Source organism: Mycobacterium sp. VKM Ac-1816D (assembly GCF_000416385.1).
In the GTDB taxonomy this organism is placed as follows: Bacteria; Actinomycetota; Actinomycetes; order Mycobacteriales; family Mycobacteriaceae; genus Mycobacterium; species Mycobacterium neoaurum_A.
The window spans coordinates 75,814-95,465 of the sequence record NZ_AOHQ01000133.1; the positions used below are offsets into that span (position 1 = coordinate 75,814).

General features: G+C 66.4%; 23 protein-coding genes and 1 tRNA gene. 11 read left to right on the forward strand and 13 right to left on the reverse strand.

Annotation, left to right across the window (positions count from 1 at the left end):
• Positions 1-75: 75 nt before the first annotated feature.
• Positions 76-573: a molybdenum cofactor biosynthesis protein B gene (locus G154_RS12840; RefSeq protein ID WP_023986214.1), complete on the forward strand. Its 498-nt coding sequence runs from the start codon at positions 76-78 to the stop codon at positions 571-573.
• A gap of 71 nt (positions 574-644) precedes the next feature.
• Here G154_RS12840 and G154_RS26435 read toward each other — a convergent pair whose 3' ends face one another.
• Positions 645-947, reverse strand: coding sequence for a hypothetical protein (locus tag G154_RS26435; RefSeq protein ID WP_155944847.1), 303 nt, complete (start codon positions 945-947; stop codon positions 645-647).
• Positions 948-1,234: 287 nt separating this feature from the next.
• Here G154_RS26435 and G154_RS12850 point away from each other — a divergent pair, with 287 nt between their 5' ends.
• Together G154_RS12850 and G154_RS12855 are read left to right on the forward strand one after the other, a co-directional pair.
• Positions 1,235-1,888: an MspA family porin gene (locus tag G154_RS12850; RefSeq protein WP_019510421.1), complete on the forward strand. Its 654-nt coding sequence runs from the start codon at positions 1,235-1,237 to the stop codon at positions 1,886-1,888.
• Positions 1,889-2,177: 289 nt separating this feature from the next.
• Positions 2,178-2,606 carry a hypothetical protein gene (locus G154_RS12855; protein WP_131701287.1) on the forward strand — a complete coding sequence of 143 codons (429 nt, stop codon included), beginning with the start codon at positions 2,178-2,180 and terminating at the stop codon, positions 2,604-2,606.
• Between the two features lie 138 nt (positions 2,607-2,744).
• On the opposite strand, the gene mscL is transcribed toward G154_RS12855, so the two are convergent.
• From mscL to G154_RS12870, 4 genes are all read right to left on the reverse strand, one after another.
• Positions 2,745-3,167, reverse strand: a complete 423-nt coding sequence (gene mscL / locus G154_RS12860) for a large-conductance mechanosensitive channel protein MscL (protein ID WP_019510423.1) — start codon at positions 3,165-3,167, stop codon at positions 2,745-2,747.
• Between the two features lie 72 nt (positions 3,168-3,239).
• A complete protein-coding gene (locus G154_RS12865; RefSeq protein WP_019510424.1) occupies positions 3,240-3,887 on the reverse strand; it encodes an SAF domain-containing protein in 648 nt (215 codons plus the stop codon).
• 72 nt (positions 3,888-3,959) lie between these two features.
• Positions 3,960-4,307 carry an FmdB family zinc ribbon protein gene (locus tag G154_RS26000; protein ID WP_081650003.1) on the reverse strand — a complete coding sequence of 116 codons (348 nt, stop codon included), beginning with the start codon at positions 4,305-4,307 and terminating at the stop codon, positions 3,960-3,962.
• Between the two features lie 73 nt (positions 4,308-4,380).
• Positions 4,381-4,965 carry a 5-formyltetrahydrofolate cyclo-ligase gene (locus G154_RS12870; protein WP_019510426.1) on the reverse strand — a complete coding sequence of 195 codons (585 nt, stop codon included), beginning with the start codon at positions 4,963-4,965 and terminating at the stop codon, positions 4,381-4,383.
• A 53-nt stretch (positions 4,966-5,018) separates the two neighbouring features.
• Between G154_RS12870 and G154_RS12875 the strand changes: the two genes are divergently transcribed.
• From G154_RS12875 to G154_RS12895, 5 genes are all read left to right on the forward strand, one after another.
• Entirely contained in the window at positions 5,019-5,930 is a 912-nt protein-coding gene (locus G154_RS12875) for a UTP--glucose-1-phosphate uridylyltransferase (RefSeq protein ID WP_019510427.1), read from the forward strand.
• A 39-nt stretch (positions 5,931-5,969) separates the two neighbouring features.
• Positions 5,970-7,223, forward strand: coding sequence for a gephyrin-like molybdotransferase Glp (gene glp, locus G154_RS12880; RefSeq protein ID WP_023986213.1), 1,254 nt, complete (start codon positions 5,970-5,972; stop codon positions 7,221-7,223).
• Between the two features lie 2 nt (positions 7,224-7,225).
• Positions 7,226-7,879, forward strand: coding sequence for a GNAT family N-acetyltransferase (locus tag G154_RS12885; RefSeq protein ID WP_023986212.1), 654 nt, complete (start codon positions 7,226-7,228; stop codon positions 7,877-7,879).
• Between the two features lie 206 nt (positions 7,880-8,085).
• On the forward strand, positions 8,086-9,126 hold the full coding sequence (glpR, locus tag G154_RS12890) for a gephyrin-like molybdotransferase receptor GlpR (RefSeq protein WP_019510430.1): 1,041 nt from the start codon (positions 8,086-8,088) through the stop codon (positions 9,124-9,126).
• A 51-nt stretch (positions 9,127-9,177) separates the two neighbouring features.
• Positions 9,178-9,250: transfer RNA gene (locus G154_RS12895), tRNA-Ala, on the forward strand.
• A gap of 64 nt (positions 9,251-9,314) precedes the next feature.
• Here G154_RS12895 and G154_RS25550 read toward each other — a convergent pair.
• The 4 genes from G154_RS25550 to G154_RS12910 are packed head-to-tail and all read right to left on the reverse strand — an operon-like array spanning position 9,315 to position 12,566.
• Positions 9,315-9,872 carry a hypothetical protein gene (locus G154_RS25550; protein WP_019510431.1) on the reverse strand — a complete coding sequence of 186 codons (558 nt, stop codon included), beginning with the start codon at positions 9,870-9,872 and terminating at the stop codon, positions 9,315-9,317.
• Positions 9,873-9,899: 27 nt separating this feature from the next.
• Positions 9,900-10,403: a hypothetical protein gene (locus G154_RS25555; protein ID WP_019510432.1), complete on the reverse strand. Its 504-nt coding sequence runs from the start codon at positions 10,401-10,403 to the stop codon at positions 9,900-9,902.
• Between the two features lie 31 nt (positions 10,404-10,434).
• Positions 10,435-11,508, reverse strand: coding sequence for a dihydrodipicolinate reductase (locus tag G154_RS12905; protein ID WP_019510433.1), 1,074 nt, complete (start codon positions 11,506-11,508; stop codon positions 10,435-10,437).
• A 29-nt stretch (positions 11,509-11,537) separates the two neighbouring features.
• Entirely contained in the window at positions 11,538-12,566 is a 1,029-nt protein-coding gene (locus tag G154_RS12910) for a Rieske 2Fe-2S domain-containing protein (protein WP_019510434.1), read from the reverse strand.
• Positions 12,567-12,643: 77 nt separating this feature from the next.
• On the opposite strand from G154_RS12910, the gene G154_RS12915 reads away from it, so the two are divergent.
• A complete protein-coding gene (locus G154_RS12915; RefSeq protein ID WP_019510435.1) occupies positions 12,644-13,276 on the forward strand; it encodes a TetR/AcrR family transcriptional regulator in 633 nt (210 codons plus the stop codon).
• Positions 13,277-13,282: 6 nt separating this feature from the next.
• Here the strand turns inward: G154_RS12915 and G154_RS12920 are convergent, their stop codons facing one another.
• From G154_RS12920 to G154_RS12930, 3 genes are all read right to left on the reverse strand, one after another.
• On the reverse strand, positions 13,283-14,071 hold the full coding sequence (locus tag G154_RS12920) for a hypothetical protein (protein ID WP_131701286.1): 789 nt from the start codon (positions 14,069-14,071) through the stop codon (positions 13,283-13,285).
• Between the two features lie 73 nt (positions 14,072-14,144).
• Positions 14,145-15,101 (reverse strand): GGDEF domain-containing protein, encoded by a 957-nt coding sequence (locus G154_RS12925; RefSeq protein ID WP_019510437.1) that lies wholly within the window; start codon positions 15,099-15,101, stop codon positions 14,145-14,147.
• A gap of 49 nt (positions 15,102-15,150) precedes the next feature.
• Entirely contained in the window at positions 15,151-16,083 is a 933-nt protein-coding gene (locus G154_RS12930; protein ID WP_023986210.1) for an SDR family oxidoreductase, read from the reverse strand.
• An 87-nt stretch (positions 16,084-16,170) separates the two neighbouring features.
• Here G154_RS12930 and G154_RS12935 point away from each other — a divergent pair, with 87 nt between their 5' ends.
• Positions 16,171-17,001, forward strand: a complete 831-nt coding sequence (locus tag G154_RS12935) for a helix-turn-helix transcriptional regulator (protein ID WP_023986209.1) — start codon at positions 16,171-16,173, stop codon at positions 16,999-17,001.
• Positions 17,002-17,035: 34 nt separating this feature from the next.
• On the opposite strand, the gene G154_RS12940 is transcribed toward G154_RS12935, so the two are convergent.
• A complete protein-coding gene (locus tag G154_RS12940; protein ID WP_019511948.1) occupies positions 17,036-18,772 on the reverse strand; it encodes a molybdopterin-dependent oxidoreductase in 1,737 nt (578 codons plus the stop codon).
• Between the two features lie 58 nt (positions 18,773-18,830).
• On the opposite strand from G154_RS12940, the gene G154_RS12945 reads away from it, so the two are divergent.
• Positions 18,831-19,622 carry a DUF4239 domain-containing protein gene (locus tag G154_RS12945; protein WP_019511947.1) on the forward strand — a complete coding sequence of 264 codons (792 nt, stop codon included), beginning with the start codon at positions 18,831-18,833 and terminating at the stop codon, positions 19,620-19,622.
• Positions 19,623-19,652: the final 30 nt, after the last annotated feature.

The following is a 19,652-nucleotide window of genomic DNA, read 5'->3' on the forward strand; positions in this document are numbered from 1 at the left end:
GCTCCGGCAGTGGTGACCGAGTTGGCTGCCACCTTGTCTGCGTCGCTGTCGTCGGCCGGATATACGGTGACAGGCATGGAGAAACCAGGGGACATGGTCGGCCGCGCGCTCGTCGTCGTCGTCGACGATCGCACGGCACACGGGGACGAAGAAGACCACAGCGGACCGCTGGTCACCGAGCTGTTGGCGGAGAGCGGATTCCTCGTCGACGGTGTCGTGGTCGTCTCCGCCGACGAGGTGGAGATCCGCAACGCGCTCAACACCGCGGTGATCGGGGGTGTCGACCTGGTCATCTCGGTCGGCGGCACCGGGGTCAGTCCACGCGACGTGACCCCGGAGGCCACGGTGGACCTGCTGGACCGCGAGCTACTGGGCATCTCGGAGGCGCTGCGGGCATCGGGCCTGTCGGCGGGCATCGTCGATGCGGGGGTCTCGCGCGGGCTCGCCGGTATCTCGGGCAGCACGCTGGTGGTCAACATCGCCGGTTCGCGGGCCGCGGTTCGCGATGGCATGGCGACGCTCTCGCCACTAGCGGTTCAGGTCATCGGCCAGCTCTCGCGGTTGGACATCTGACGCTCGCGTGGATGGTCGCAGGGGGTAACCATGCAGGTGGGCGCATTCTTTTCGAGTCCGGAAGGTTACGGTCAGGTGAACAGAATTCCCGGCCAGAAAGTGATCTTGCTCACAGTGGGTGCTCCACTGTGAGCGGGCCGCAACGGGCCCGGAGGGATGTAGTTAACGCTGTCTTCGGAGAGGAACTTCCGAACACGACGCGCGATGAGCGTGACAGCGATCAGCGCGAGGACCACGCCGACCGTGATCGGTGGCTCCGCGACAACGTGCCGCCGCACCACGGCTGAGCAGTGCTTTCGCCTCGAACGGCTGGAATCGTCCTGATTCCAGCCGTTCTTGGTATTCACCCCCGGGTGCGCGGCAACATAGGCCACGCTATGTTGCCGCGTTCTTCCCGCCGCCCAAGATGTAGGTGATGCGCTGCCCCAGCAAACTTCTCGGCCCGTTCTCTCGTCGTACGATCGCTTGTACGTACGCGTTGCCGGGTGGATGCCGCACCGTTATGTTGCTCTGGTCAACGATGAGCAATCCGTAAGAACTAAATGTGAAGTTTCTAATTCCAGTCACATGAAGCTCTTGCGGGGTGTGAAGTTCCGGCTTAGGGCCGGGGTGGTACTTCAACAACACGGTGGACAAACCGTCGGCACAGCTTAGGGAGAACATGAAGACAATCAGTCGGGTGTTTCTCGCGATGATCGCGGCGATCGCGGCGATGTTCGTGAGCACTGGCACCTCGAACGCAGGCCTGGACAACGAGCTCAGCCTCGTCGACGGCAAGGATCGCACCCTCACGATCCAGCAGTGGGACACCTTCCTCAACGGCGTGTTCCCCCTCGACCGCAACCGCCTGACCCGTGAGTGGTTCCACTCCGGCAAGGCCAAGTACATCGTGTCCGGCCCGGGCGCCGAGGACTTCGAAGGTGTCCTGGAGCTGGGCTACCAGGTTGGCTTCCCGTGGTCGCTGGGCGTCGGTATCAACTTCAGCTACACCACCCCCAACGTCGCCCTGAGCGGTGACCCCGGCTTCGGCATCACCGGTATCGGTGGCGCACTCCCCGTGATCGGTGAGATCGCGACCCCGCCGCTGTTCCCCGGCGCCTCGATCAGCGCCGACCTCGGCAACGGCCCGGGTATCCAGGAAGTCGCGACCTTCTCCACCGAGGTCGCCGGCCCCGAGGGTGCCGTCGCGGTGTCCAACGCTCACGGAACCGTCACCGGTGCCGCCGGTGGTGTGCTGCTCCGTCCGTTTGCTCGACTGGTCTCGAGTCTGGGCGACAGCGTCACCACCTACGGTGAACCGTGGAACATGAACTGACGTTGTTTCTCTCGCGCTGATGATCGGCCCCCGGTGTATGCCGGGGGCCGATCTTCATTTCGACGACCAGCCGTTGTGGCCGTATGTGTTGCTTCGGCGTGCGACTTGTGAAAACGCCTTGGCGACTTGCTGTTTCGACGTCCTCGGCGCTGCTCGTCCTAGGCATTCCCGCGCTGTGTTGGGTGCTTGTTTGGCAAGCGCGACGGGGGTTTGCCTGCTATTCTCTTATTGCAATTAACGGCTCGGGCCACAGTCCGTGCGTGTCTCGGAAATGGAAGGTGTTTCACTGATGGCCGAAGCCATTGATCGCGTCAAGAAAGCCGGAATCGTCGGCATCGGTGCATTTGCCGCGTCCTGCGCGTTGCTGACCTTCGGGGCAGGCACCGCTATTGCCGATGAGGACACCGGGCCCGCCCCGGCCGAGGTTGGATCGCAGGGCGTCGTGTCCTCGCCGCAGTCGGCCGCCGTCGCAACCGCCAAGCGGTGCGAGACCAGCGCGGGCACCCTGAGCACCTCGTCGGTGTACGTACCCGACGGCAACACCCCCAAGCAGACCGTCGATGAGAAGGGCCCGACGGAGGTCGGATCCGACGCCTGGGTCGCGATCAACGTGAACCCCTCCAGCCCGTGGAACGCCTCGTTCTTCAACGGCGCCAACACCGGCCCGCAGTGCTCGCTGGTGCGTGCCCCCGGCGCCACCGGCCGCGGCCTGCAGTAGGTCGTCACCGCACTGACATAGAGAACCCCGCCTCGCCGGTTTCCGGCAAGGCGGGGTTCTCTGCATTCGCAGTACGACTCCAGACGCAAGAATGCCCGACCGGTATCCGGTCGGGCATTCTCCACGAGTGGGGCTTCGTCAGACGGTGGGCCTGGGTGTGTCGGGATCCAGGCGTTGTTCGGCCGTCGGTCCCGGGCGCTGGGCCAGCAGATCGCGGATCTCGGTCAGCAGTACCACCTCGGCCTCGACGGTCTCTTCCTTCTCCTTCCGGAACCTGCTGAACGGCAGCACGATCACGAAGTACACCACGGCGGCGATCAGGACGAAGTTGATGGTCGCCGACAACAGCACGTTCAGATCGATGGTCTGATTGCCGCCGATGGGGATGCGCAGGATGCCGTAATCGGAGTCGCCGCCGGCGCCGATCCGGTCGATCAGCGGTTGGATGATGCTGTCGGTGAACGCGGTGACCAATCCGGTGAACGCGGTACCGATGACGACCGCGGTCGAGAGGTCGATGATATTGCCGCGGAGCAGGAACTCCTTGAAACCCTTGAGCATGCGGGGACCCTTCCAGCAGTTCGTTGAGCCAGTTTCCGCAAATAGTATGGCAGTGCACGGTGCGGTGGTGGATCAGTGGAACGTCACGGTGAGGTGTCCGGTGAGCGCGGCACCGGCCACCGCCGTGGCGGCCTGGCGGGGCAACACCACCATGACGACGCGCTGTGTTCCCGGGGACGGTCCGTCGGCCTCGGCGGACACCATCGCGACCACGGCACGGGTGGCGATCAGCTCAGGTGGGGAGCCGGAGTCGGGTGCGGCCAGCACGTCGAGGATGTCACCGGGGCGGATCAGCTCGACCACGGCCGCGTCGGACAGCGGTATGGGCACGACCCGCGCGTCGGGACCGGCCGTGGCCTCGGTGAGGCGCGTGCCCAGCAGTCGGACGTCGGTGAGCACCTCACCGCGGCGCGCCGGTGCGGTCAGGTGCGCGCCGACGACATCACCGATATCGGTCTGCGCACCGTCGGGCACGGTGGCCGTCAGCCGGGACTCGACCGTCAGATCGCCGGCGGCCAGCGGGGAACCGGGTGCCAGATCGGCCGCGGCGATGACCACATCGATGCGCTCACCGGCTGGATCTGGGCGCAGGGCGAGCACCGCGGCCAAGACCACCAGCATCCCGGCCGCCGTGCGCCGTGCGGCGACGGTCCGCGTCCAGTCGGGCCGTAGCGCGGCGCGCATCCGCGTCAGGACCGTCGGATCGAGCGATTCCCCCATCCGGCCACGCTAAGACGGTGGGGCAGACGGCGGAAGAGCGCACCGGTGGGCCTGTGGATAACCCCTGCGGGATCAGCTGGAGGCGGCCGCCGGGGTAGACGAACTCGACGATGACGTGCTCGTGGACGACGTGCCCGACGGGGAGCTCGAGGACGAGCTCGAGGACGAACCGGAGTCCGACGAGCTGCTCGATGAGCTCTCGCTGCTGCTGCTCTTGGAGCTCGAGCTCGATGACTTGGACGAGTCGCGGCTGTCGGTGCGATAGAAGCCGCTGCCCTTGAAGACCACGCCGACCTTGCCGAACAGCTTGCGCAGCCGTCCGTTGCACTTCGGGCACGCGGTCAGCGCATCATCACTGAACGCCTGAACCACGTCGAACCGATTGTCACACTCGGTACACGCATAGGAATAGGTAGGCACGACAACCCTCCGAGACAGTAAAACTGATTGGCACTCTACCGGCCCAAGTGCCAAAACCGCTATGTGGCCCCGGTCATTCCCGATGACCCAACGGTATGAGTCCACCGCCGGGCGTCAGGGCGTGCGTCACGGGGACATCGTGCGATTCGGCGGGGATGGTGTCGAGCAGCTCGTCGTCACGCACGACCGCGACCAGTGCGGCCGTCGGGTCGGCAAGGTGTAGCGCCCGGTCATAGAAACCCGCGCCACGGCCCAGTCGGGTGCCGTCGCGGGCAACGGCGAGCGCGGGGACCACCACCAGGTCGGCCTGCGCGATCGTCTCGGGGGTGAGCCAGGGCGGTGCCGGTTCGCGGAGGCCGAACGGCGCAGGCACCAGCGCGTCGCGGTGGTACACGGCCCACTGCATCGGCTGCCCGGCACGGGCGATCGGCAGCAGGATGCGCAGGCCGGACAGACCGTCGAGCAGCGGTACCGCATCGACTGCGGCACCCGGTTCCGAACCCACCGGGATATAGGCGGCGATGATCTCGACATCCGCGGTCAACTGCGCCATGTGCGTTTGCAGTGACCGTGTTTCGCGCTCACGGACCGCGGCGGGCAGTGCGCGGCGTGCCGCCGAGATCTGTCGTCGCAAGTCCGGTTTCGTCAGGATTGCCACCTTTGCGCCGACACCCTTCGCCTGAACCCCCGATGGGGATTAATGTGTCAACGATGACACAGGCAGAGGTACCGATTCCGCGGACGGCCGTCGTCCCGGCGGCTGGTCTGGGGACGCGTTTTCTTCCCGCCACGAAGACCGTCCCCAAGGAACTGTTGCCGGTGGTGGACACCCCGGGTATCGAGTTGGTGGCCGCCGAGGCCGCCGAGGCCGGCGGTGAGCGACTGATCATCGTGACCTCCGAAGGCAAAGACGGTGTCGTCGCGCACTTCGTCGAGGACCTCATCCTGGAGGGCACGCTGGAGGCCCGCGGCAAGCACGTGATGTTGGAGAAGGTGCGCCGCGCACCGGCACTGATCAAGGTCGAGGCCGTCGTGCAGGCCGAGCCGTTGGGCCTCGGCCACGCCGTCGGTTGTGTCGAGGAGAAGTTGCTGCCCGACGAGGACGCCATCGCGGTGCTGCTGCCCGATGACCTGGTGCTGCCGACCGGTGTGCTGGAAACCATGTCGAAGGTCCGCGCCAAGCGCGGCGGCTCGGTGCTGTGCGCCATCGAGGTGCCCGGCGACGAGATCAGCGCGTACGGCGTCTTCGACGTCGAGGTGGTGCCCGATGCGGCCAATCCGAACGTGCTCAAGGTCAAGGGGATGGTCGAGAAGCCCAAGGCCGAGGACGCACCCTCGCCCTATGCCGCGGCGGGCCGCTACGTGTTGGACCGCGCCATCTTCGACGCGCTGCGGCGCGTCGACCGCGGCGTCGGCGGAGAGATACAGCTCACCGATGCCATCCAGTTGTTGATCGACGAGGGGCATCCGGTGCACGTGGTGGTGCACCGCGGCTCCCGACACGACTTGGGAAATCCCGGCGGGTACCTCAAGGCTGCGGTTGACTTTGCGCTAGAACGCGACGACTACGGACCGGAGCTGCGGCGCTGGTTGGTCGAGCGATTGGGCCTGGCCGAGAACTGACGACGCACGGCGGGTCTTCGAAGAGGAGAAAGGCATGCAGTGCGTTCGGTTGAGGAGCAGCAGGCTCGAGTAGCGGCCGCTGCGGTGGCTCCGCGGCCGGTGCGCGTCGCCATCGCCGAATCCCAGGGGCTGATGTGTGCCGAGGAGGTCGTCACCGAACGACCCCTTCCGGGGTTCGACCAGGCCGCCATCGACGGCTACGCCGTGCGCAGTGTCGATGTGCTGTCGGTCGGCGGTACCGATGACGACGGGCTGAACCGTGAGGTCAGTCTTCCGGTGGTCGGTGAGATCGAGGCGGGTGCGCGGACCCCGAGTCGGCTGCAGCCGCGCCAGGCTGCGCGGGTGCAGACCGGTGCGCCGATGCCGACGCTGGCCGATGCGGTGTTGCCGTTGCGCTGGACCGACGGCGGGCAGTCCCGGGTGCGGGTGCTGCGCGGTGTCCGCTCCGGGGCGTATGTGCGGCGCACCGGTGACGACGTGCAGCCCGGCGATGTCGCGGTGCGGGCGGGCACCATCATCGGTCCGGCCCAGGTGGGTCTGCTGGCCGCCGTCGGACGTGACAAGGTGATGGTCCATCCGCGGCCCCGGATGACGGTGCTGTCGGTCGGCGGCGAGCTGGTCGACGTATCGCGCACGCCGGGCAACGGCCAGGTCTACGACGTGAACTCCTATGCGCTGGCCGCGGCCGGCCGCGATGCCGGCGCCGAGGTGAACCGGGTCGGTATCGTCGACACCGATCCGGCGGCCCTGCGTGAGGTGGTCGAGGGGCAGATCAGCCGATCCGAGGTGGTCGTGATCGCCGGCGCGGTCGGGGGAGCGGCGGCCGAGTCGGTGCGGGCGGTGCTCGCTGAGCTGGGCGAGATGGAGGTCGCGCGCATCGCGATGCATCCCGGTTCGGTCCAGGGTTTCGGGCAGCTGGGTCGCGACGGGGTGCCGGTGTTCCTGCTGCCGGCCAATCCGGTGAGCGCGCTGGTGGTCTTCGAGGTGATGGTGCGCCCGCTGATCCGGATGTCGCTGGGTAAGCGGCAGCCGCTGCGGCGGGTGATCCAGGCGCGGACGTTGGCGCCGATCTCTTCTGTCGCGGGTCGCAAGGGTTATCTGCGCGGACAGCTGATGCGCGATCAGGACACCGGCGAGTATCTGGTGCAGGCCCTCGGCGGCGCGCCCGGCGCGTCGTCGCATCTGCTGGCCACCCTCGCCGAGGCGAACTGTCTGGTGATCGTGCCCAGTGAGGCCGAGCAGATTCGTACCGGCGAGGTCGTCGACGTCGCCTTCCTGGCGCAACGCGGGTAAATGTGAACCGCTGGCGTACCAGCCCCGCTCACCCTGGCTGGCCGGTGCCGGTGGGTCCACTGCGTGTGCCTGCCGGGGTGGTGACATTGCGGCCCGTGCGATTGCGTGACGGCGCCCAGTGGAGCCGATTGCGGTTGGCCGAGCGCGCCCATCTCGAGCCGTGGGAGCCCAGCTCGGAGGTGAGTTGGGAAGCGCGCCATACCATTTCGTCGTGGCCCGCGGTGTGTTCGGGTCTGCGTGGTGAGGCTCGGCGGGGTCGGATGCTGCCATTCGTCATCGAGTTGGACGGTCAGTTCGCCGGTCAGCTCACGATCGGAAACGTCACGCACGGCGCGTTGCGCTCGGCATGGATCGGTTACTGGGTGACAAAACAGTCCAATGGCGCGGGTGTGGCCACCGCGGCGCTGGCGCTCGGCCTGGACCATGCGTTCGGGCCGGTCATGTTGCACCGGGTGGAAGCCACCGTGCGGCCGGAGAACGCGGCCAGCCGGGCGGTGCTGGCGAAGGCGGGATTCCGCGAGGAGGGGCTGCTCAAGCGGTACCTCGATGTGGACGGTGCGTGGCGCGATCACCTGCTGGTGGCGCTGACCATCGAAGAGGTCCAGGGTTCGGTGGCCGCGACCCTGGTGCGCGCCGGCCGGGCCAGCTGGACCTGACTTACCCGTGAAGTGTGCGGATCCGGGTCGTGGAGGTCCCGTTATGCCGGAAATTCGCGACTCGGAGACAGAAATTGTTACTGATGTGACTTAAGTGACTAATGGTGCTTGTATCTGGTGAATTACAGGTGTGTAATTGACCTCGGCGCGCCGCACATGGATGCGCAGGTCACCGACCTAGCCTGATGGGGAAAGGAGCAGGCGACATGCCAAGCATCCCCCAATCTCTGTTGTGGATCTCCCTCGTCGTTCTCTGGCTTTTCGTGCTGGTGCCGATGTTGGTGAGCAAGCGCGACAATGTCCGGCGCACCAGTGACGTCGCCCTGGCGACGCGGGTGCTCAATTCGGGGCGCAATGCGCGCCTGCGCCGGCCACGGGCCAGCGCCGGGCACCACAGCGACCCGGACTGGAAACCCGCCGCCACCGACGAGTTCGACGCCGATCTGGAGGCCGAGCTCGACGAGCAGACCGGACAGCGCAAGCGTGCCGTCGTGCTCGCCGCGGCGGCCGAGGAGCCCGCCGAATCGCCGTATCTGGATGTCGACATCGTCGACGAGGACTCCGGTGCGCTGCCCATGGGCACCCTGCGTGTCGAGGATCCCGAGGCGCCGGTGACCGAGGAACTGACCCTCGACTTCGACGGCGCCGAGGCGAAGGCCGAACCGACCGTCGAGCGCGCCACCGAGGACGTTGCCGAGGAGTCGGCGTCCGAGGATTCCGAGGCCGACGACTACGAGTACGTCGAGGACACCGCGGGTCTTGAGGTCGAGGACGACGATGTCGCCGGCGATCCGGAGCTGGCCGAATCGATGGCCAGCGCCCGCCGCAACCGCTACGAATCCAAGACGGCGCAGGCCGTCAGCGCCCGCAAGTACACCTTCCGTAAGCGGATGCTGCTGGGCATGTCGGTGACGCTGATGATGTCCACGGTGCTGGCCCTGGTGGCCTCACCCAGCCTGTGGTGGCTGGCGGGCATGGCCGGTGCGGTCACCGTGCTGTACCTGGCATACCTGCGGCGTCAGACGCGTATCGAGGAGCAGCTGCGCCGCCGCCGCGCCCAGCGGATGATGCGGTCGCGCCTGGGTGTCGAGAACACCGAGGACGGCGAGTTCGACGTCGTGCCCGCACGGCTGCGCCGCCCCGGGGCGGCCGTGCTGGACATCGATGACGAGGACCCGATCTTCGAGCACCTGGACTACGCATCGTTCGCGCGGCATTACGATCTGCCGCGCGCGGCCGGTCAGTAGCAGCCGGTTTCGGTTGCCGAGGGTCTTCCTGGTAGCCTCCTAACCGGTCAAGGGGCTATAGCGCAGTTGGTAGCGCGTCTCGTTCGCATCGAGAAGGTCAGGGGTTCGATTCCCCTTAGCTCCACTCCAGATGGCGTTGTTCGGTGAGCGCATCGCTCGCCGGTTCTTTCCCGATCGACGCCGGCCGGTCAGAGACTCTTCTGCATCGCCGCCGCAGCCGGAATGTGCGCCGCGATGGCGGGCAGATCGGCGTAGGTGGCGATACCGGGCGTCGCCGCACACACCGCCGGAATCGCATTGATCAACGGACCCGCGGTGATCCGCAGGCCGATGCTGCGCATCCGCTGCGGGGTGAGATCGGCAAGATCGGCATCGGTGGGCATCAGATCGACCCGAACGTGCACGTTCGGGTCGCCGACCACCTCGATGCGGTATCCGTGCTCGACGGTCCACGGCGGGTCGAGTGCTTCGGTGGCGACCCAGCGCTGCGTGACCGTGAGAACCTCTCGACCGTCGACCACGCCGAACCACCGAACGTCCATCGCGCCGACGTGGCCCTTGGGCAGGGACACCCCGTCGGCGATCACATCCTCGGTCGTGTGGGCGAAATCGACTGTGCAGTCGATGCTGTCGAGCTCGACGTTCGTGAGGCGCGCGAGGACGTCGACCGCCTCGGCGAACACGGCGGTGCCGCGGCGCACATCCTCGACGTGGCCCGGATCGTCCTTGGGTCGACCCCAGCCCACCGCTTGGAAGTTGGCATCACCGATGAACTAGGCGACGTTGACCGACTCGGTCATCGACACCCGCCGCACGTCGGTCGACACCCCGCTGGAGATGGCGGCCACCAGCTGCGCGAAACCGGGATTCATGCCACTGCCGAACAGCGTCGCTCCGCCGGCCCGGCCCGCGGCATCGATATCGGCGCGCTCGTCGTCGGTGAGATTGCGGCCGGTGAGGAACTCCGCGCTGGTGACGATGTTGACACCGGCGCGCAGGATCCGCTGTACCTCCGCGGGATTGAAGTGCAGCGGGTTGTAGACGACGCAGTCCGGCCGCGTAGCGAGCAGCGCGTCGACGTCATCGGTGGCCCGGACGCCGATGTCGTCGCCGAGGCCGCACAACTGCCCCACATCCACCCCGACCTTCTCCGGGGAGTGGGCGTAGGCGCCCACCAACTGCAGATCGGGTCGGGCGAGCACCGCGCGCACCGCTTCGGCTGCGACGTTGCCGGTTGTCCATTGCACGACGCGCAGAACGGTTTTGGCGTGTGGCATCGTCCTAGGCCCTCCTGAAGGTCGAGTGCCGCTAGAGCTTGAAGCGGCCGGCGAAGCCACGCAGCGGGAGGTCGGCACTGGTGATGATGCCGGGTTTGGCCGCGACCACCGACCTGATGGAGTGCAAGGCCGGCATGCCCGTGACCGTCATGCCGATGGAGGCGAAGTTGTCCGGGTTCGACAGGTCGACGCCGGGCTTGGGGAAGATCATGTGCTTGTTGTAGATGTTCGGGTCGCCCTTGATCTGAGTGATGTAGCAGCCCTTGATATCCCAGCTGGGGTCGGTGTGCGGGGTCATCTGCCATTCCAGGTGGGTCTCGACCCGCGGCACGCCGTCGACCGTGCCGACGTACTTGATGTAGTTGCCACCGAGGGAGCCCTTGGGTAGCTGGTACCAGCCCAGGTCGACATCCTTGGTGCACGCGCCCAGCTCGTATTCGAACTTCACCTCGTCGAGCTCGAGTCCGAAACAGTCGGCCATCATGTACACCGAGTCGGCGAACACCTCGGTGTACTTGCGCAGCTTGTCCGGGATCGAGGGATCGTCGACGGGTTGCCCATAGCCGACCTCGATCCAGGTGTCCTTCGAGTGATGGCATGACACGTCGACGGATTCGATGGTGGTGACGTTCTCGATCTCGGCGACATCGGCCGAGCACATCACGCCGAGAATCTGGTTCACCCCAGGATTCATTCCGGTGCCGTAGAACGTCGCGCCACCCCTCTCGCAGGCCTCCTGGAGCAGCTGGGTGACGGGCTTACCGGAGTGGTGCGGGTGATTGGTGTCGCGGTGGAACCCGGTGATCCAGTCGGCGGTGGTGACGATGTTGATCCCGGCCTCAAGGACTTTGACGTACAGATCCTCGTCGGGGAACACGCCGTGGAAGGTCAGCACGTCGGGCTTGGCGGCGATGATCTCCTCGACGGTGCCGGTGGCGATCACGCCGTTGGGGGCAATCCCGGCCAGTTCGCCGGCATCTTTGCCGATCTTGTCCGGCGAATAGCAATGCACACCGATGAGTTCGAGATCCGGCTGATCCGCGATCCGTTTGATCATCTCGGAGCCGACGTTGCCGGTCGCGACCTGGAAAACCTTGATTGCCATCGAAAACCTTTCTGGGTCAGTTCGTTCGGTCAGTGGGTGGCTCGGGCAGCCAGGTCGGCGGCACTGCCGCCCTTGCCATCCGGGTAGAACTTCAGCGCCCAGTTGCGGATCGCGGTGAATCCTTCGAGTTCTGAACTGGCCAGCGCGGGCGGATCGGAATAACGCTGATGGGACCAGATGTGAATGTCCTGGCGGAACTGCCGGATGACTTCGGCGCCGAACTCCTCGGCCTTGACGCGGGCGCGCTCCGGGTTGCGCACCTGCGCTTTCGGTCGTCCGATGTAGACCATGAAGCGGATGTCGGAGGTGCGCTCGTCGACCGGGGTGATGGCCGAGATGGTGCGGTTGTCGATCATTCCCCAACTCTTGGTCACCGCGATGCCAAGACCGCCGTTGATCGCCTCGACGCCGCTGTTGATGTCCTCGATCCGCTGCCCGTCATCACCCTCGAACGTGATGGTGAAATCGACGTAGGACACCGGGTCGTCGAAGTCGTGTCGGGTGAAGATGGGATTGATGGGCGTGCCGTGCACGTACTTGAAATGGGCGAAATCCACGCCGTTTTCCAACACGTACTGCGGATGCATCTCGCGCCCCGGCTCGAATAGTCGCTGCTGCGGGTAGTAGTCGGCTTCGCTGCTGCCGTCGCCGAAACTGGCGAACACGTCGGGGGCGTCGAAGAACGGTTCGCGGTCGTCGATGTCGTGCCAGATGTAGATCGATGCGTTGCGCTCGGTCACCGGGTAGGTCTTGATGCGACGCCCGCGGTTCGGTCGGTTCTCGTACGGGATGCAGACGTTGCGGCCCTGCTGATTCCACTGCCACCCGTGGAAGGGACATTGCAGCACTTCGCCGTGGACGGTGCCGCCGTATCCGAGGTGCGCGCCCAGATGTTCGCAGTAGGCGTCCATCACGGTGACCTGACCCGACTCGGAGCGCCAGGCGATCAACTCTTGATCGAAGTACTTCATGGCGTGGACATCTCCGACGCCGACCTCATCGGACCAGGCGACCTGGAACCAGCCGGTGGGCTTCATGGAAAGGGGCGGCTTGGCCATGCGGGAAGCATAGAATAATCAATGAAAGTTGCATAGTGCCCTTTATGATTTCCGGCGATGGGCGATATCCTCGGGTGATGACCGATACGGCCGAGACCTCGATGCCGGCGCGACGCCCGAATCGGCGTGGCCAGGCGACCCGGGAAAACATGCTGGAGGCCGCGTTGAATGCGCTGGCCTCGGGTGACCCCGCATCGGTATCGGCCAACCGGATAGCCAAGGACATCGGCGCGACGTGGGGCGCCGTGCAGTACCAATTCGGCGACGCCGACGGCTTCTGGGCGGCCGTGCTGCATCGCACGGCACAACGCCGAGCCGATGTGTTCGCATCGTTCGGCGCGGAGCCCGTGTTGAGCAACCGCGTCGCCAACATCATCGACACCCTTTTCGACGGTCTGGACTCGCCGGATTCGCGGGCCATCGAGAACCTGCGCGCGGCGTTGCCGCGCGACCATGCCGAGCTGGAGCGGCTGTATCCGAGAACCGCGGCCGAGCTGTACTCCTGGGGTCAGTCGTGGTTGGAGATCTGCCGCAACGCATTTGAAGATCTCGGTGCCGACCCGGAACGCGTGCGCGAGGTCGCCACGCTGATCCCGGGAGCGATGCGCGGTCTGGTCTCGGAGCGCCAGCTCGGTTCCTACTCCGACCTGGATCTTGCGCGGCGCGGGCTGACCAACGCCCTGGTGGCGTACCTGGAAGCTGAAGGCTGAGGGGCCCTAACCCATTCCCAGGATCGCGTGCAGCGATGCGTCCGGGTCCATCGCCGAGATGACGCTGTATGCGGCGGCCAGCAGCCCGGCCACCACATTGAGCGAGGTCACGGTCAGCAGCGCCGTGTACATCCGCGCGGCGCGCCGGTCGCGGCCGCGTGCGGCGGTACGCCGGCGCCACGACGCCACCGCACCCGCCGAGGACAGCGCCGCCAGCGCCGCGGTACCCACCGCCAGCACCCAGTGATACCGACTCACCTGCTCCAGCAATTCGGTCATTGCGGGACTGTCGGCCAGTGTGTCGGCGGGCAGCGTGCCCGGCGGTATCCACGGCAACAGTGCGACCAGCGGGACGGCAGTGGCCTGGATATTGATGGCCAGTAGCCAGCCGGCCAGGATGGCCAGCGTGCCTGCGACGTTGGCCGCGAACCCGTGTGACGCGGTGCCTCGGCCCGACCCGCCCAGGTACCGCGTCCAACATGCGCCGGCCAGGATCGCGAAGGACATCACCAGCGCGATGCTGATCCCGATCTTGATGGCGTGCCACTGGAGCCAATAGTCGCAAAGCCGAGCCAGTTCCGGTGGGAGGGCGGGCGCGGATGAACTGAGGAACCGTGTCAGCGCCGAGGTCACCGCGTCGGGCATCCCGTCGGCGTCCGCATACTCGGGAAACGACCGGTGCAACAGCGCGGCGGGTCCTCGGACGAATGCGGCCACCAGGAGCACGCCAGTCCCTGCGCTCAGCGCAACGGTCCACCGGGAACGCAACGCCGATCGATCGGAGAGTGTGAGCACGCGGGCAACTCTGCTGTGCGGCCGACGGATCCACCAGGGGGAAATCCCCCGTAAAGGCTGCGGGAACCAGCGCTCAGTCGCGCTGCTCCCGGCGCAGCCGCTTCTGTTGATACATCCGCTCATCGGCGAGCTTGAGCAGATCGGTCGTCCCTGTCGCGATACCGGCGCTGAAAGACACCGGCTCTCCGGTCACCGACCATCGACTCCGGATGCGATCGATCACCCGCTGGGCCTCATCCTCATCGGCGCCGACGAGGATGGCCAGGAATTCATCGCCACCAATCCGAAAACCGATGTCGCCGAAACGGATCGATGTGCGCAGGGTATCGGCGAATCGCACCAGCACCTCGTCACCGGCGTGGTGCCCGTGGGCATCGTTGTAGCGCTTGAAACCGTCGAGGTCGATCAGCAATACCGCTGAATCAGCGCTGTGGGCGTCCAATCGCGGTGCCAGCGTGGTCCGGTCGAGCAAGCCGGTCAAGGCGTCGGTCTGGGCGATCACGCGCAGCTGCCTGCTCTGCTGGTCGAGGCGCGCGATCAGCCACGCCGGCACTTCGGCGATGAGCACCCACATCACGGCCGCGGCGGCGACCCTCGGTATCGCGGCGGGGAGGGTGTGTTCGCCACCGACGATGAAGGCGAGCACACCGAAGGGCAACAGGAGCAACGACCGCCGAGGCGGATTTGTCAGCCCCGCATAGGCGAAGGTGATGGTGATGGTGCCGGGAAGATCACGCGTGGCGGCCGGGGCGAGCAGGCCGGCCACCGTCGTCGTGACCAGCGCCGCGATCGGCCAGCCGAGTAGCAGCGCACGGCGACGTCCGCAGCCGAGTAGGTGGCCGATGACGAGGGCCGCGACGGCGATGACAGCCGCCGCGCCCAGCATGACGTAGAGCCGGTGCAAACCCGAGGAGCCCGTCCCCTGCGACGTCGCGGCCCCGGCATAGAGCGCGAGCATGGCCAGATAGGCCGCCGCTCCCCACTGATGCCAGCGTCCGGCGGTCGGCAGCAGGTCCACCCGCGACGGCATGTCGACAGGATAGGCCGATACCGTCGACCGGCTCGGGTCTTACCGCGACTCAGCCGAACCGCACTCCGGTCAACCGCTCAGAGAGATCCCATAACCGGTCCGCAGCGGCCCTGTCGCGCAAGGGTTCCCACAGCTTCTGCGCACCGGGCGGCCCGCCGGCGTTCCCCGGCCACCGGGGACCGTAGAACTCGCCGGGATCGGAGGCAGTCGCCGCCATCAGCGCCGGGAGCTGCGCGGTCTGCACAGTGCCGACGAGTAGCCCGTGTGCCGAGAGCCAGCGGATGAGCCGAACCTGGGTGGTGTCCTCGGTCCTGCCCATCTCCGGGCGGGCGGCCAGCAGGCTGGTCGGGGCGACGCCGGGATGAGAGATGGTGCTGCTGAGCCCCCAGCCGGCCGCGGTGCTGCGCGTGGCCAGCTCCACACCGAACAGCCCGCAGGCGATCTTGGACTGCCGGTACGCGGACATCGCATCGTAGGTCAGCTCCCAGTTGGGGTCGGTCCAGTTGATCTTGCCGCCGCGTGCGGCGACGCTGGTTTGCGAGGTGACGCGCGCCCGGCCAGCCTTCAGCAATGGCAGCAGTGCGCCGGTGAGGGCGAAGTGGCCGAGGTGGTTGGTGCCGAACTGCAATTCGAATCCGTCGAGGGTGCGCTCGCGCCGCGGTGGCGTCATCACCCCGGCATTGTTGATCAGTAGATGGATCGGAGCACCCTCGCCGCACAGCCTTTCGCCGAGTGCGCGCACCGAGGCCAGCGAGGCGAGGTCGACGGATTCCAGCCGCAATCGCGCCGCCGGGTGCCGGGATCGAATGGCGGCCGCGGCCGCCTCACCCTTCACGGGATTGCGGACGGGCATGACCACCTCCGCTCCGGCGCCGGCCAGTCGGGTGGCGATGCCCTGTCCGATACCGTCGCTGGCGCCGGTCACGACGGCACGGCGTCCGGTCAGGTCGGGGAGTGGCAGTTCGTATGGTTGACGGGTCATGCAGACGACACTGCCTGCGATGGTGGGAGGTAACCACGGACGGTCAATCCGTGGATGAGCAGGCCGGGCCGCACCACAATGGCGGACATGATCGATCGACGGGGACTGGCAGACTTTCTCACCAGGCGGCGCGATGCGCTGCAGCCCGAGGATGTCGGGCTACCCCGCGGCCCGCGCCGGCGCACCACCGGCCTGCGTCGGGAAGAGGTGGCCGCGCTGTGCCACATGTCCACCGATTACTACTCGAGGCTGGAACAAGAACGTGGACCCCAGCCGTCGGAGCAGATGATCGCATCTATCGCGCAGGGCCTGCATCTGACCCGCGATGAACGCGACCACCTGTACCGGTTGGCCGGCCACCGGCCGCCGGTGCGCGGGTCGGTAACCGACCATGTCGGACCGGGAATGTTGCGGATCTTCGACAGGCTGGCCGACACCCCCGCCGAGATCGTCACCGAGCTGGGGGAGACGCTGCGCCAGACGCCGATGGGCATTGCGCTGGTGGGTGATCTGACCCGGCATACCGGTGCCGCGCGCAGCAGCGGGTACCGGTGGTTCACCGATCCGGCCGCACGCGATCTGTATCCACCCGAGGATCACGAGTTCTATTCGCGCATGTACGTTTCCGGCCTGCGGGGACTGCTCGGGATTCGCGGGCCACAGTCGCGGGCCGCCGAGCTGGCGGCACTTCTCACCAACCAGAGTGCCGAGTTCCGGGCCCATTGGGATCGCCACGAGATCGGCGTCAAACCCCGCGAGCTCAAGCGCTATGTGCATCCCGAGGTCGGCGAGCTCGAACTGAACTGTCAGATCCTGCTGGACCCGGAGGAGTCGCACACCCTGTTGGTCTACACCGCTGCGCCCGGCAGTCCGAGTTACGAGAAACTGCAACTGCTGTGGTTGTTGGCGACCGGTTGATTCGTCGCGGCGAACAGGCCGCCGCCGCGGAACATCAGATGGGCATCCGGAAGCCGAAGTACTCGTGGTCTTCGTTGTAGCCGCCCTGCCCCTTGCCGATATGGTCGAAACTGTCGACGAACTCGATGGATTCGATCCACTTCACCTGCTTGAACCCGAGCTCGACCTCGTTGCGTAAACGCAGCGGTGCGCCATGGGTCTCGGTGAGCGGGGCGTCGTTCATCTCATAGGCCAGCAGGGCCATCGGATGGCGCATGTGGCTGATCCGGTGGCAGTCGTAATAGCGTCCGCCGCCCGGCTCGGAACCGTCGGCCATCGAGTAGAACACCACCCAGCGCGCCGACGGCAGCGGCCGGACGATATCGAGGATGTCCGCCATCCGCACTCCGCCCCACTTGGCCACGCCAGACCAGCCCTGGATGCAGTAGTGCTGGGTGATCTGATCGTGTTTGGGCATCGCGAGTAGATCTGCATAACTGAGTTCGGTCGGGTTCTCGACCTGCCCGCCCACCCGCAGGGTGTAACCGGACCAGTTTCCGGCCGCCAACTCCCGATAGGTCGATGACGCCGGCAGGGTTCCGTTGGGCCAGAAATACGGGGAGATGTCCCTTTCGGAGTACTCGGCCTTGGGGTGCACCCACTCCATGAGGCCCTTGATCCATCCGACCGCGAATCGGCCCACTCGCTGTACGAGGCGCGGGTACCGCAGGGTCACCGGCGACGCCAGCAGCCACAGTGCGATGATCACCCCCATCGCGATGAGATAGATGACCAACGCCCAGTAGGATTCGGTATCGGTTCCGAAGACGATGTGGTTGAGATTGCCGAGCAGGCCTGTCGTGAAGACCATGATCGTATGGATGGCGATGAAGAAGACCATCCACGCCAGGATCAGGAAGTGCACCGAGCGGGCAACCTGGCGGTTGGCCGGCCCGGCGCCGAATCCGAATCGTGCGGCGATCGCCGGAGCTTGCAGTATGCCGGTGACGAATGCCAATGGTGCGAAGACGAAGACCGTCAGGAAGTAGGCGGTCAACTGCAGTGCGTTGTAGGCGACGAAGCCGTCATTGACCGGAAAGTCCAGGGAAAGATACTGCACCATCGTCGAGGCCGCGTTGGGGATGACATCCCAGGACTGCGGCACTATGCGACGCCACTGGCCGGTGGCGAACAACAGGACATAGAAGACGACCCCGTTGAGCAGCCACAGGGTGTCGAAGGTGAAGTGCCACCAGCGGGCAAGACCGATGGTGTGCCGGACTCCCGGTATGCCAAGCCATTTCGGCAAAGAGACCGAGTCGTCCTTGGCGGTCCACACCCGTGCCGGCTCGGCCGGATCGAGTCGATCGGCCGGTATCGGACCGCGCAGCCGCAGCCACGCGGTTCCGGGTGTGCTGCCCGAGTTCAGGTACAGCCGAGGATGATCGGCCAGGATCTGCAGGCCGGCCCGGATGATGAACATCATGAACACGATGTTGAACAGGTGACTCCAGCGCAGCCAGGCCGGTAGTCCGGGTTCGATACCGCCGCGAGGCGCCGATGTTCCCGGATAGCGCAGGATGAACTCCTGCATCCATTCGTGCTGCCGTAGGTGCTGGGCGATGGCGACGCCGACAATCAGTGCGGCGATCGTCAGCGGCACGAGCCACGCCGTGCTGACCCAGCGACGCCCGATCCGGATGGCGGGGACCGCCGCCGGCTCGTCGGCAATCCCGCCGGCCCACTCGCCCTGGCGGATACGTTCATTGTTCGACTTGTGATCGGTCACCACGGGGCAGACCCTAGACGACCTCATCGACGGCGGGACCGGATCGCTCTACAGTCAGTCGATGAGCGCTTGGCTGGTCGAGCATGTTCCCGCCGGTGCACTGCTGGTCATCATGGTGGTGGTGATCGCCGGTGGGGCCGTGCTGCTGCAGATGCTGGTACGCCGTCGGTTACCGGGATTGCAGGGCGACGACCACAATGACGTCGTCCGATTCACCTACGGGGTCATCGGTTTCGTCTACGCCTTCTTCATCGGGTTCGTCGTCTCGTCCATGTGGGGGCATATCAACACCGCGGACGCCAACGTCAGGGCAGAGGGTGCGGAGGCGGTGCAACTTGCCAGGGACACCACGACTTTCGATGACGAGGACGCCCAGCGGCTGCGCGGTGTCCTGCTCGACTACGGGCAGGCGGCGCTGCGGGAGTGGCCCGGCGGGAACGCGACCACCACGCCGGCGGCCGACCGGGCACTGGAGGCGGTGTACCGGGCGTACGGTGAGCTCCAACCGGCCACCGATGCCCAGCGCAGCCGGCTGACCACATCGCTGAGCAACCTGGACAAGATGAGCCAGGCCCGCACGGTGCGGCTGCTGCAGGCGCGCGATGACGACGGGGCGCCGTGGCCGCTGTGGGGAGTCATCTTCTTGACCAGCACGCTGGTGTTGGGCACCGCGATCATCTACGGCGTCGAGCGGTCCTCGATGCACTACCCGATGGTGGCGATCGTCGGTGTGCTGGTGGCGACCAACCTGTTCTTGGTGGTGCAGCTGTCCCATCCGTTCATCGGGGACGCGGCGACCTCGGCCGACCCGCTGGGCGAGTTCGTCAGCGCGCTGCAACAGCCGCGTGGCTAGGCCGCCGGACCGTCGCGGTAGGACCGGATG

Excerpts from the sequence above, each read along its gene's own strand:
- G154_RS12930 (WP_023986210.1), bottom strand. The coding sequence starts at position 16,083 with ATGACCCGTCAACCATACGAACTGCCACTCCCCGACCTGACCGGACGC.
- G154_RS12840 (WP_023986214.1), top strand. The coding sequence starts at position 76 with ATGGAGAAACCAGGGGACATGGTCGGCCGCGCGCTCGTCGTCGTCGTC.
- G154_RS12925 (WP_019510437.1), bottom strand. The coding sequence starts at position 15,101 with ATGCCGTCGCGGGTGGACCTGCTGCCGACCGCCGGACGCTGGCATCAG.
- G154_RS12855 (WP_131701287.1), top strand. The coding sequence starts at position 2,178 with ATGGCCGAAGCCATTGATCGCGTCAAGAAAGCCGGAATCGTCGGCATC.
- G154_RS12875 (WP_019510427.1), top strand. The coding sequence starts at position 5,019 with ATGACACAGGCAGAGGTACCGATTCCGCGGACGGCCGTCGTCCCGGCG.
- G154_RS12865 (WP_019510424.1), bottom strand. The coding sequence starts at position 3,887 with ATGGGGGAATCGCTCGATCCGACGGTCCTGACGCGGATGCGCGCCGCG.
- glpR (WP_019510430.1), top strand. The coding sequence starts at position 8,086 with ATGCCAAGCATCCCCCAATCTCTGTTGTGGATCTCCCTCGTCGTTCTC.
- G154_RS12945 (WP_019511947.1), top strand. The coding sequence starts at position 18,831 with ATGAGCGCTTGGCTGGTCGAGCATGTTCCCGCCGGTGCACTGCTGGTC.
- mscL (WP_019510423.1), bottom strand. The coding sequence starts at position 3,167 with ATGCTCAAGGGTTTCAAGGAGTTCCTGCTCCGCGGCAATATCATCGAC.
- G154_RS25555 (WP_019510432.1), bottom strand. The coding sequence starts at position 10,403 with ATGCCACACGCCAAAACCGTTCTGCGCGTCGTGCAATGGACAACCGGC.
- G154_RS12935 (WP_023986209.1), top strand. The coding sequence starts at position 16,171 with ATGATCGATCGACGGGGACTGGCAGACTTTCTCACCAGGCGGCGCGAT.
- G154_RS12915 (WP_019510435.1), top strand. The coding sequence starts at position 12,644 with ATGACCGATACGGCCGAGACCTCGATGCCGGCGCGACGCCCGAATCGG.
- G154_RS12910 (WP_019510434.1), bottom strand. The coding sequence starts at position 12,566 with ATGGCCAAGCCGCCCCTTTCCATGAAGCCCACCGGCTGGTTCCAGGTC.
- G154_RS12850 (WP_019510421.1), top strand. The coding sequence starts at position 1,235 with ATGAAGACAATCAGTCGGGTGTTTCTCGCGATGATCGCGGCGATCGCG.
- G154_RS12905 (WP_019510433.1), bottom strand. The coding sequence starts at position 11,508 with ATGGCAATCAAGGTTTTCCAGGTCGCGACCGGCAACGTCGGCTCCGAG.